This is a genomic window from Parabacteroides sp. AF18-52 (genome assembly GCF_003479145.1).
GTDB classification, from domain to species: Bacteria; Bacteroidota; Bacteroidia; order Bacteroidales; family Tannerellaceae; genus Parabacteroides; species Parabacteroides faecis.
Window position 1 is genome coordinate 145,715 of the sequence record NZ_QUGR01000006.1, and the last position, 13,038, is coordinate 158,752.

Annotated in this window: 8 protein-coding genes; 5 read left to right on the forward strand and 3 right to left on the reverse strand. The window is 42.4% G+C overall.

Annotated elements, in window-relative coordinates; translation table 11 throughout:
* Together DWX23_RS12205 and DWX23_RS12210 are read right to left on the reverse strand one after the other, a co-directional pair.
* Positions 1–2,484 carry a T9SS type A sorting domain-containing protein gene (locus DWX23_RS12205; protein ID WP_122374694.1) on the reverse strand — a complete coding sequence of 828 codons (2,484 nt, stop codon included), beginning with the start codon at positions 2,482–2,484 and terminating at the stop codon, positions 1–3.
* On the reverse strand, positions 2,484–3,587 hold the full coding sequence (locus tag DWX23_RS12210; protein WP_122374695.1) for an acyltransferase family protein: 1,104 nt from the start codon (positions 3,585–3,587) through the stop codon (positions 2,484–2,486). Before DWX23_RS12210 ends, DWX23_RS12205 begins: the two co-directional genes overlap by 1 nt.
* A 240-nt stretch (positions 3,588–3,827) precedes the next feature.
* Here DWX23_RS12210 and DWX23_RS12215 point away from each other — a divergent pair, with 240 nt between their 5' ends.
* Both DWX23_RS12215 and DWX23_RS12220 read left to right on the forward strand, forming a co-directional pair.
* Entirely contained in the window at positions 3,828–5,309 is a 1,482-nt protein-coding gene (locus tag DWX23_RS12215) for a DUF3943 domain-containing protein (RefSeq protein WP_122374696.1), read from the forward strand.
* Positions 5,310–5,379: 70 nt separating this feature from the next.
* Positions 5,380–6,066 carry a hypothetical protein gene (locus DWX23_RS12220; protein WP_122374697.1) on the forward strand — a complete coding sequence of 229 codons (687 nt, stop codon included), beginning with the start codon at positions 5,380–5,382 and terminating at the stop codon, positions 6,064–6,066.
* A gap of 9 nt (positions 6,067–6,075) precedes the next feature.
* On the opposite strand, the gene DWX23_RS12225 is transcribed toward DWX23_RS12220, so the two are convergent.
* Positions 6,076–7,752, reverse strand: coding sequence for a SulP family inorganic anion transporter (locus tag DWX23_RS12225; RefSeq protein ID WP_122374773.1), 1,677 nt, complete (start codon positions 7,750–7,752; stop codon positions 6,076–6,078).
* Between the two features lie 317 nt (positions 7,753–8,069).
* Here DWX23_RS12225 and rbr point away from each other — a divergent pair, with 317 nt between their 5' ends.
* From rbr to DWX23_RS12240, 3 genes are all read left to right on the forward strand, one after another.
* The gene (gene rbr, locus DWX23_RS12230) at positions 8,070–8,648 is read left to right on the forward strand and encodes a rubrerythrin (protein WP_122374698.1); all 579 of its coding nucleotides are present in this window, start codon (positions 8,070–8,072) and stop codon (positions 8,646–8,648) included.
* Positions 8,649–8,794: 146 nt separating this feature from the next.
* Positions 8,795–9,688, forward strand: coding sequence for an ABC transporter ATP-binding protein (locus DWX23_RS12235; protein WP_122353693.1), 894 nt, complete (start codon positions 8,795–8,797; stop codon positions 9,686–9,688).
* Between the two features lie 21 nt (positions 9,689–9,709).
* A complete protein-coding gene (locus tag DWX23_RS12240) occupies positions 9,710–13,027 on the forward strand; it encodes a xanthan lyase (protein ID WP_122374699.1) in 3,318 nt (1,105 codons plus the stop codon).
* The last annotated feature ends 11 nt before the right edge of the window (positions 13,028–13,038 follow it).

The following is a 13,038-nucleotide window of genomic DNA, read 5'->3' on the forward strand; positions in this document are numbered from 1 at the left end:
CTATTGTTTAATACCCCGGATTGTTCGGACAGCTTTATCCGTGATCAGTTTGAAGAAATAAACTCCCTGCGGCATGGTTTGGACATCTATCCATTCTGTCGGGTCGTTTACTTTCCGGATCATTTTTCCGTCAGTAGAATAAATCTCTATGCTTTTGATTTGCCTGTAATTCTTTATCTGGATCCGGTCTTTGAATATAGTTGGATAAATGTTGATATCATCCGCTGTCGATATATTTTCAGAACTTACTGTTACTTCTGATGCTGCCTTAGTCGCTTTACTTTCTTTTAAGTCATAAAGAGCTGAAACACTGTAGGTATGTATACCTGCTGTTACATTTTTGTCTGTAAATCGGAATGTAGAAGCTGGAACAGTTACGAGTTTTTCCTGGTTTTTATAGATAGTATATCCTGTGATAACAGGAAAAGCTGCGATAGATTCTGTTGAGGCAGACCGGAGATCCGCTAATTCGCCATCTTCCGAAGTGACAGTGGCGGATATGATAAAATTATTATCATTTTCTTCATCTTTCAAATATTCCCACTGGTTTCCGTCGAACGATAACAGATTTCCTTTTCCATGAATAGCCGGTCCTTTGTCTATATAGGCTGGTCCGTTACTTCTACTGTATTTTCTCGCATATATGGAAATAATCAGTTCCTGACTGGCATCGATCACATATGGAGTTTTTAATTGTATCGTATTCGATCTGTTAGCTGTCGTAGAGCCGACTTCCTGCTGATAGATCCGCTCTCCCTGTTTGATATATATGGCATAGTAAACATTAACAGCAGGAATGAATTTTACATTCGTCAGTTTCTTGTTGTGGATATTTATCAGGTCTTTCGGTTCCCAACGCTGACCGAAATAGAAAGGAGTACTTTGATATCCCACGTGTGTGTATGCATTTTGTGTTCCCCACCCTATTGTTTTCGTATATAGAGGGGCGTTCCATTGTACAAGAACATGGTTGGAAGGTGAAACTTCAGCAGTAACATCTATTGGTGATTTGTAATTGATCAAATTTCCTTCTTCTCCGGTCTGCGCCAGGCCGGGAAGTTCGGTAACACCGGTATTCAACGGATCCAGCCAGATGTCCATACGACCGGTATTCGCCTTGCTGTATTGATCCCAATGGTAAGAAAATTTACCGTATAGATTATTGCCGTTTGTCAGGCGGCAGTTTGAATTACCTCCGCTTAATGTTCCGACAATTTGTTTATTCTCATTGAAAAGAGGTGAACCGGAAGAGCCGCCTTCCGTGACGCTATGGCCATTGAGGGTTTTATCGAAAATTACGTTCCAATGTCCGTCGGGGGCTCCGGTTGTAAATGTATTATCTATCCAGGTCGCTGTCCTTACCGGTCGATCGCCGAAGGTGGATATTTTCATATAATCGCCTGAAGGATGATGGATATTAACTCCTGATGAGGGAGCAATATCACTCCTGTTCCACCCGTTGAAATAAACATTATAACTCTCAGGTATCTTGTTATTCAGCAATAATAATAACCCGTCGGAACCACCTTCTATCGGGATACTTGCGATGTGGCTACAGCCTACCATTGTTTTGTAGTCGGTAGCGGGAGAAGAAGTCTCACATCCGGTCTGTTCAAAATGAAAATAAAACATCCATTGGTTGAAATCTTCTACCGAAGCTATTTTATCGTTATCATAATTTTTCATGCAGTGATAAGCAGACAAAATATAAGGTTTCATATCTTTGGCTGTATTATTTATCAGAGAACCGGAACAAAGGAGCCCGGCGCCACCTACCTTTTCAACCATTTGACAAACTCCGTTCTTTTCATTCTGCCATTCCTCCCCTTCCTCACAGTTGATATTTACCATACAGGAACTGGAAGTTCCCGGACCTGTGCTTCGTAAATTCCCGGATATAGTCAGATGATTGTATCCATATCCTACCTGATTGATAATTATTCCGGCTTTTTCACCGGAAACAGGCGGTTCATATTCGATCGTAAGATCATCCCCTGCCACAAATTCCGTTGCAAAAGCTTTTCCTCCCGGATTGGTCTGTGAAGTATAAGCTCCCAGCAATTGAGTTTTGTCGGCATTATAAATAAATAATTTTCCTCCTTCAGGGATATAAAATGCATTGTAATAGAGCATTAATGCAATTGCTCCTTTTGCCTGCAGACGTAATTGCCATATTTCTTTCCCGTTGGGTAAGGTAAGCCATTGTCCGTCAGTATCCATATTCAAATCCGTATCTATTAAAGTGGAAACAGTCAGAGGGGCTCCCTGGCTTACCCGCCATTCATCGACAGCGATCAAATCTTCTACACTGAAGTTGACAGGTATCCGAACAACCGGCTGTTCACTTTTCAACATGTTTTGATAGTTGAAACTAAGCGGTTTTCCTCCTTCACTTATCTGCGATTTTACTTCACTTGCATACAGCAGGAATAGCGAAATGATACTTGTATAGAAACAATGCCGGAATAGCTTGATACGATTCATTATAGTTTTATATAGATATGTTTCTTATATAACCAATATCCCGGTATCCAGTTCAGTATGACAAAGAGAATTGCCCATACCAGTGAACCTCCGAAATTACCGAATAAGGGTGCTAGTATATCTGAATAAACATAAGATGTTATTCCGCATTTATCGAGTATGACAGCGAAAATAGCTCCCTGCACATAAAGATATAACGGGTTGATACCGAAAGACTCGAAAAATAACGACCATTTCTTTTTACTATTGATATCGATGATCCAGATAAGAAGAGCAAGGAATAATGAACCGAACCCGCAGGTCGTTAAAACGAATGTGCTGCTCCATAATTTTTTATTGATCGGACAACCGTAACTGAACAGGAATCCCAGAAAAAGAATGATTGTTCCGAATATAAACAGATTACGAATGATCAGTTCGTTATTTTTTTTACTGTCCAGAATGATCTTGCCGGCATAAAAGCCCAGCAGAACATGTCCGATACTTCCCAGACAACTTAACAATCCTTCAGGATCGAAAGCGATACGTGTCCCGTCTGCCAGATAATCATGGTACATATGTGTGTTACCGAACAGGAAACGGTCTACTATGGCTATAATATTATCTTCCGATAATGTCGTGCTCCCTGTAAAAGCAAGAAGCATCCAGTAGACGATCAGAATACCGGCGGCTGTTTGTAAAATGTATTTGTGGTTAATGGCGAGTCCGATCAGCGAACCGGCACCATAAGCCAGTGCGAGGCGTTGCATTACTCCCAGGATACGAAGGTTCTCAAAATGAGAAAATCCGTTATAACAGATATGTGAGAATATATTCAGTCCGAGTCCGACCAGAAAGATAAGCACGGTTCGTTTCAGTACTTTTGTAACGCTTTCTTTGGAGAGTTTGAAGTTGTATTTTCGTAAGGAAAAGAACATGGATACTCCCATAATGAACATAAAGAACGGGAATACCAGATCGGTTGGTGTTAAACCGTTCCATGATGCGTGGCGGAGTGGAGCATAGACATAATCCCAGGTTCCCGGATTGTTCACCATGATCATTCCTGCGATAGTAATGCCTCTCATTACATCTAGTGAGAGTAACCTTCCTGATTGTGCCATAACTTAGATTTTTAGGTTGTGAGATACAAATGTAAGTAAAAATCAACAGGGTTATATAATTTGTAAAATAAAACATGAACATCTGGTAGAATGTACCTGGATTTAGTATGTGAAGTAATTCATGGAATCCTTCTGAACTGTTTTAAGTTTGGACACTTTATCATTCGTCTGTATTCCGACATCTTTGGTAACTTTTAAAAATAAGAAAATCAGAACTGTTTATTCCATTATCTTTGGAACATGAAAAAGTTCGTGATAGGATTGTTTATATGTTTATTATCAGTTAGTTCTGTATATCCCCAACTTGCAATAAGGCGTCAGCTGGCAATACCTAAAGCTCCTGATTCGCTTGATCTTTCTTATTATTCTCCAAAGAAAGGATTTCAAGCGGGAGCGACTGTTTTCGGCATTAATATGGGAGTCTGGATCTTTGACAGGTATATCCAGAAAGGAGATTTTGCCTATATTAACGGACAGACGATTAAAGAGAATTTCAAACACGGTTTTATCTGGGATAATGACCGGATGGGAACGAATATGTTCTTGCATCCTTATCACGGCAGTTTGTATTATAATGCAGCTCGTTCAAATGGATATAACTATTGGTTGTCGGGGGTATATGCATTTGGTGGGAGTTTTATGTGGGAGATGTTCATGGAATGTGAATATCCTTCCACCAATGATATTATAGCGACACCGATCGGAGGGATGGCGTTGGGAGAGGTGTTCTATAGGGCATCCGACCTGATACTGGATGACAGGAAAACCGGGGCTGCCCGTTTTGGGTGTGAATTTGCTTCGTTCGTAGTTTCCCCGATGCGTGGCCTTACCCGTATTATCAACGGAGATGCCTGGAAACGAAGACCTACATCGGGTAAACAATTCGGAGTGCCTGATGTGAGTGTGGATATTTCGGTAGGAATAAGGGCACTCGAACTGGAGGACGATATTTTTGATAAAGGGGTTGGTTTGGCTTCCGAAATCAATGTTGAATATGGCGACCGTTTCGATGCGGAAAACCGGAAGCCTTACGATTATTTCTCAGTAAAGGCTGCCCTGAATGTACAGGCTTCACAACCGGTATTGGGACAATTGAACATTATCGGTCGTCTGGCAGGGAAAGAGCTGATAGATAATAAAAAAGACTATCTGAGCCTGGGGCTTTACCAGCATTTTGACTATTATGATTCGGATACTATTTCTGATGTATCTTCCAAGACTCCTTATAAATTTTGTACACCGGCATCGTTCGGTGGCGGACTGATATATAAAAACAAACGATTCAAACGTTGGGATATAGATGCGTATGGTCATTTGAACGGAATACTTTTAGGCGGGGCACTAAGTGATTATTACCGGGTAGACGAACGGAATTATAACCTGGCAAGCGGATACAGCACGAAAGTCGGTTTTAATTTTATATATAAGAAGGATAAATTCTCAGCATCTACCACGTATGAGGTCTACCATATGTTTACCTGGAAAGGGTATCCGAAAGATATTGATTGGGATAATTTTAATCCGAAGACCCTGGATGCGCAGGGAGATCGTTCGAAAGCGATCCTGCATGCAGTCGGTTTGCGGTTGGATGTTAAATTGCGGAAAGGTTTGTATCTGACCGGATCGTTTATGAATTATTCCCGCCATACGGACTACAAATATTTTGAAGAAGTTTTTTCCCATACTTCGGAAGGACGTCTGATGTTGACTTATAAATTATAACGATTTGCATTTAACAGAGTAGGGGGATTTTTCGTTTTTTCTGTCTAATCAGTAGTAAAGCGAAAAGAACATGAAACGATTGCTGTTGTGGATAATGATGCTATTTCCGGTTTTAGCTGGTGCAAGTGAGGATGGATTCAAATTCAAAAGATGGGAGTTTGCCCTCTCCGGAGGATTAAATAATAATTATGCCTGGGAGGTGGAGCCGTCTTTTACCTATTTTATTTGTAAATATGTCGGCGTAACGGGAGGAGTTAATTTTACAGGTCAGTTCTATGATGAATATTATTCCGGACCAGCTACCGGCGGCCCGGATTTGAAATGGTTTATCAGTTCGGATGATTCGAATGCGAAACGGATACTTTTCCGTCCGGCTATCCGGTTACGTACTCCTAATATAAATAAGTGGGGAGACCGTGATCTGCGTGTGACATTCAATGTGGAGCCGGGTATGTATATGGCGATTCCTGTCAACGAGCACCTTCAGATCGGCTATAGGGAAGAAGACCATCTCGTTACGGGAATATTTAAGGAGAATGTTACGAATACGAATGGAGAATGGTTGTACTGGAATGTAAAGAGTTTTATGCAGATAGAAGTTGAAAGCTGGGTATTTTCAGCCGGATATACCATCTCCAATTATGATGTATACGGTGGCAGACGAAATATGCTTATCGAACGGAAACCGTTGAATGATATGCTCTGGAAAAAGAAAATGACACATGCCTTCTTTCTTTCTGTCGGCATTCAGTTTTAAAAGAAGCGGTTATTGGACCGCTTCTTTTGCTTTCTTTACTGCTTCATTGATATTCGAGCAAATATTTTCAGCACCTATTTTTTGTTCGAACCCTGATTTTTTCAGCACCTTCCGCACGTGTTCATTTACACCGGATAAGATCATATGAATATGTTCTGCCTGGGATAACCGGAACAGGCTTTCCAGGTTATGAAGTCCTGTGGAATCCATGAACGGGACTTTACGCATGCGGATGATACGTACCTTCGGTTTGTCGCCTACCGTTTTCATTACACCATCGAATTTGTTGGCTATACCGAAGAAGAACGGTCCGTCTATTTCATACACTTCCACTCCTTTCGGCAATGTCAATACTTCTTCATTATGGCGGATTTCGCCTTCACTGGAGAGATCTATTTCATCTCTGGTGACTGAAATATGTGTTGTTTCTGCCACACGGCGCATAAACAGGAACATCGCTATCAGCAAACCGATCTCGATAGCGATTGTCAGGTCGAAGATAACAGTCAGCAGGAAGGTTACCAACAGGACGGAAACATCGCTTTTCGGATTCTTCATCAGCGAACGGAATGTGCGCCATTCACTCATATTATAGGATACGATGATCAACACCCCTGCCAGGCAAGCCATTGGGATATGTTTGGTAAGCGGTCCGAGGAATAACAGGATCAATAATAATACTATTGCATGGATGATACCGGCAACAGGCGTACGGCCGCCGTTATTTATATTCGTCATGGTGCGGGCAATAGCTCCTGTTACGGGAATACCGCCGAAGATAGGAACAACAATATTGGCTGCCCCCTGTGCAATCAGTTCTGTGTTTGAATTATGTTTATCGCCTGTAACACCATCGGCGACGGTCGCTGAAAGAAGTGATTCTATAGCTCCCAGCATGGCGATCGTGAAAGCCGAAGGAAGCAACAGATTGATTGTTTCCATATTGAAAGAAATAGCTTCCGGCTGCGGGAGGGAAGCGTTGATGGTAAAATGATCGCCAATTGTTTCTATACCGGTAATACCTAAATGGTTACGCATAATATAAACAACTACAGTCATTACGATAATAGCGATCAGTGAACCCGGGATCTTTTTGGAGAGCCGGGGGGAGAAGACGATAATGAATACACTGATGATCCCGATGACGAACGACCAGATGTTGATCGTATGGATATGTTCGAAATAAGCGATCCATTTGGAGATGAAATCGGCCGGTACTTTTTCCATTGTCAGTCCGAACAAGTCTTTCATCTGTGTGGTAAAGATTGTCAGTGCAATACCGCTGGTAAACCCTACAACGATCGGGTAAGGGATGAATTTTATGACTGTCCCGAGCTTTAACGCTCCCATAATCACCAGTATGATACCTGCAATGACGGTCGCAATGGCAAGTCCTTCGATACCGAAATTCTGTATGATACCATATACGATTACAATAAACGCTCCGGTCGGACCGCCGATCTGGACATTGCTGCCTCCCAGGAAAGAAACAATAAAACCGCCTATGATGGCAGTGATCAGTCCTTTCTCCGGACTCACTCCTGAGGCGATACCGAATGCAATGGCTAGCGGAAGGGCAACAATACCCACAATGATCCCTGCCATCAGGTCTGCCATGAATTTTTCTTTGGAATAGTTCTTCAGCGCCGAAAATAGTTTGGGCTGAAAATCAAATTTGCTCTCCATTTCTCTGCCTAATATGTTAAATTTTGATGCAAAGATACAACAATATTTATCGTAAAGCATAAAAGGTAGGATAATTTGCAATGTCGACATTACAAAATTAGAAATAATAGAACTACTTTTCTTTCAAGAGAAAAGTAACATTCAATTCCGCCAACGGGTATACTCTATCTTTCCTGTTATAAATGCTATTTATGAATCGATAGATATATTTTAAGTAAAAGAATGAATTAAAGTTTTAAACATTTTCATACTTTTGGGAGTTATTTGAATAGGGCGATTAGACAAACTCATTTTATACTACATATATAATTAGCATTATGGAAAAAAGTATTAAAGGTACACGTACCGAACAAAATCTGCTTAAATCATTTGCCGGAGAATCTCAGGCAAGAAGTCGTTACACATTTTTTGCAAGCGTAGCTAAAAAAGAAGGTTACGAACAAATTGCAGGTGTATTCATGGAAACAGCTGAACAGGAAAAAGAACATGCAAAGCGTTTCTTCAAATTCCTGGAAGGCGGTATGGTGGAAATTACTGCTTCTTATCCTGCCGGTATAATTGGTACGACAATGGAAAATCTGGCTGCTGCAGCCGATGGTGAAAACGAAGAATGGGCTGATTTATATCCTGCTTTTGCCGATATTGCAGAAGAAGAAGGATTTAAACAGATTGCCGTTGCCTTCAGAATGATCGCAAAGGTGGAAGCCGAACACGAAAAACGTTATCGTAAATTGTTGGCAAATCTGACTGAAGGTAAGGTATTCGAAAAAGATGAAGCTATCTTCTGGCAGTGTCGTAACTGTGGTTTTGTGATCGAAGCAAAGAAAGCTCCGATGAAATGTCCGGCATGCGAACACCCGCAGGCATTCTTCGAACCAATGAAGCAGAACTATTAAAATCTTCTATTAAAATCAAGAATTTAGGCGTCCCTATCCAAAATATGTTGGATAGGGACGTTTTTTGTTTGTATTCATGTGAATAAAATATATCTTTACCAGCCTATTATAACTTAATTCTAATTTTCTCCTGAATAGTTGACCAAATGAGTATATCGATAAAGAACCTTAATAAGGTGTATCCAAATGGAAACCACGCCTTAAAAGATGTGAATCTGGAGATACCGACAGGTATGTTTGGCTTGCTGGGGCCGAATGGTGCCGGAAAATCTACGTTGATGCGTATCCTGGTCGCTTTGATGGAACCGACCTCCGGGCAGGTCGATATCTGCGGATACGATTTACTGAAACAACGTAAGGAGATCAGGAGTATATTGGGTTATCTTCCGCAGGATTTCCGTTTCTTCGCTAAATATAAGACACATGAGTTTCTGGATTATGCTGCCCGTTTGTCGGGGATGACTAATAACAGGCAACGCAAGCAAGCGGTGGATGCCATGCTTGAAAATGTGGGTCTCTTCGATGTACGTGAACGGTATGCGAACAAACTGTCGGGAGGTATGAAACGTCGTTTGGGAATTGCCCAGGCACTGATCCATCATCCGAAAGTGATCATTGTGGATGAGCCGACAACGGGGCTTGACCCTGAAGAACGTATCCGTTTCCGTAATCTGCTGTCGGAGGTGAGTGAGAATGATGTGACGATCATCCTTTCTACTCATATCGTAGGAGATATATCCAGCACCTGTAACTGCATGGCGCTGATGAATAAAGGAGAAGTCTCTTTTTACGGTTCCCCCCAGGATATGATGAAACAGGCGGAAGGAAAAGTATGGCGTATTAAAGTGACGAGTGATGAACTGCATGAAGTGGATAAGAAATATCCTGTTATTTCTACCATTCCTTCCGGCTCCGGATGGGAAGTGCAGGTAGTGGCTGATGAGATCGAAGGATATGAAGTAGAATCGTATCCTCCCAATCTGGAACATGCTTATGTGTATTATATGGAGAATAAGTTAAATCTCTGGACCAATGATTAACAACCCCTTAATTGACACTTTATGTCGTTTATCAACAATATACAATCGGTAGCAAAATACGAAAGCAAAATATTGATCCGGAGTTGGTTCTTTAAAGTGTTTATGGTACTGGCGATACTGATACTCGGATTCTTTGACTTCGGCATGCTCGTAGCAGACGATGGCGGAGGCATGTGGATGCTGAAAGCGCTTCCTTCCAATTTGCCTTATGTCAATCTGTTACTGCTTAATACCGGCCAGGCGGTGATCTGTATCTTTCTTGCTTCGGAATTTTTGAAGAGGGATAAGAAACTGGATACCTCGGAGGTTTTTTATGTCCGTCCGTTGAGTAATGCCGAATATGTGATCGGGAAGATATGGGGAAACCTGCGGGTATTCCTGATACTGAACCTGATCGTGATGGGGATGGCATTGATTTTCAATCTGATCACTTCGGGAATGGCGGTAGATTGGGGAGCGTATCTTCTGTATTTCTTCCTGATAAGCATCCCGACACTGGTTTTCATTATCGGTCTGTCTATTTTCCTGATGCTGGTGTTGAAGAACCAGGCGCTTACCTTTATTATCTTACTGGGATATATCGGGCTGACATTGTTCTATATCAGTGATAAGTTCTATTATCTGTTCGATTATATGGCCTATAGCCTGCCGTTGGTGAAGTCGGGTATCGTCGGTTTTACGAATTGGGAAACGGTATTGAATCACCGGGCTATCTATTTCTTTGCCGGACTGGCTTTTATATTCTTTACGATCTTTCTGTTCCGGCGGTTGCCTAATTCGTCACGCAGCAATTATCCGTGGTTATTCCTTTCGTTCTGTATGTTGCTGATAAGTGGTGCGGCAGGGTATAAACATGTTCATTCCATTCTGGGACAAGGGGAGATGAGGACGTTGTATACGGAAGTCAATAATAAATATGTACATACTCCCAAAATGATCATCGAGCAGTATGATATTTCGCTGGAGCAGCAACCGGAAACATTCGTTTCGGAAGTAACGATGAAGGGGTTGGCATTGGAACCGGCTGAGGTATTTACTTTCTGCCTGAATCCGGGGTTACAGGTACAGGAGATAAAGAGGGGAGGGAACAACCTTGATTTTAAAAGGGATAATCAGATCCTATTGGTTGATTTCGGTCAGGAGATCGTCCCGGGCGATACGGTCACTTTCTCCGTTAAATACGGAGGGAAGATCGATAGTAAATTCTGTTATCTGGATATTCCGGCAGAAGTTTTACAGAAAGAATACAGGAATTTCCTGTTCAATATAGATAAGCAATATGTATTTCAAACGGACGATTACCTGTTGTTCACTCCGGAAACCTACTGGTATCCACGTCCGGGAACATCTTACAGCAATATGAGTCCGGACTGGCAGCAGACCTATTTCAGTAAATTCGGTTTGCAGGTGAAGCCACTTCCGGGATTGACTCCGCTTTCACAGGGGGAAGGGGTAAAGGAGGAAGACGGATCTTATTCGTTTACACCCGAATATCCGGTACAGGCTATTTCTCTGATCGTGGGAAAATATAAACAACAAAGTCTGGAGTCGGACAGTACATTATATAGTATATGGCATATCGAAGGGAATGATTACTATACGGCTACATTCGATTCTATCCTTGATACGATACCGAGTTTCGTCCGTAATATGCGGGAGAACCTGGAACGTACCTATCGGTTGAGTTATCCGTTCAACCGTTTTTCTGTGATTGAAGTGCCGGTACAATTCTCTACCTATACCCGTGCCTGGTCGCAAGCCCAGGAAGCTGTCCAGCCCGAGATGGTCCTTTTCCCGGAAAAAGGGTGTGTCTTCGGACAACTCGATGTAGATAGAGCCTGGCGTAACCAAATAAAATGGTCGAAAAGGGGCGGGCGTGAGATCACTGAAGAAGAGGCGAAGATACGTGCGCTGAATAATTTCTTCTGGATTTTCCAGCGACCGGAAGGGAACTATAATTTCTCTTCTGCCGGACGGGGTAATTACAATATTTCTTCACAGGCAAATCCCTATTTCCTGTTTCCCCAGTTATATAATTACCGATATAACATCTTTTCTCCCGATTGGCCGGTTGCTAATGCGGCTATCGAACTTTACCTGCAGAAGAAATCGGATAACTACGGCTGGGAACGTGATATAAACGGTATCAGTAATAATGAAAAAGCAAGCCTGTTGATGGAAAAACAGGGATTTAAGGAACTTCTGGCTAATGTAGAGTACCGCAATTTACTTGAAAATATCGTCAGCCTGAAAGTCTACCGCCTGTTTGCCGATCCGGAAATCAGTATCGGGGTGAACGCGTTCAGGGATTCTGTGTATGCATTGCTGGAAAAGAATACATTCCGGAATATCCAGTTTGAGAGTCTGCTGGATACATTAGGAAATATCAGCCATACGGATATCCGTTCGGGACTGTCGGAATGGTCGTATCCGACGCCTCTGCCTTATTATACACTGGGACGGCCGGAAGTAACGCGGATCACGAATCGGGGACAGGAGGTCTTTGTCCTCAGGATGCAGGTCAGCAATAATTCTGATCATGACGGAATTGTTCATATAGATATACAGGGAGTGGGCAGGCGTGACCAGAACAACATCGATCCGCGCACCAGCCGGAAGATTCCTTTAGCGGCCCATCAGACAAAAGAGTTGGTGTCCGTATGGGAAGAGGCACCGCGTGATGTCACTGTCAATACTTTGATATCCGGCAATCTGCCGAGTGTGATCAATCAACCTGTAGGGAATATCAAACAGGAGAGAAGACAGAATATAGATACGGAGGGTGATTTCATCGTTTCAACTTCTTCGCAGGATATTGAAGGGGAGATCATTGTCGATAATGAAGATACGACTTTGTTTGTCTTGTCTGAACCGGATGTAGTGGGTATGCTGCCTAAATGGTTGGATAAAGTAGAGGATACCTCGTTCAAGTATTCCGGTGTCTCCGACTGGCGGCCGCCTTTGCAATGGACGGCAACGACAAATGCCAATTATTACGGAAAATACATCCGTTCCGCTTACGTGATAAAAAGCGGTAACGGCAGCCAGACGGCTACCTGGAAGATCCCGGTACCTGCCGAAGGACAGTATGATGCTTATTATTATGTCAGCAAGAACAATGAAATGCGGTATAACGACCGTGCCCAGGGAGAGTACCGTTTCAAGGTAAAACAGGGAGAAGAGACGGAGGACGCTTATATCGACCTCCGGAAAGCGAATGAGGGATGGGAACAGTTGGGTGTCTATTATTTTGTAGCCGATACTGCATTTATCGTCCTGACAAACGAATGTAAATTAAGAAGTGTAACGGCGGATGCCGTCAAACTGGTAAAACGTTAATCATTAAAAGT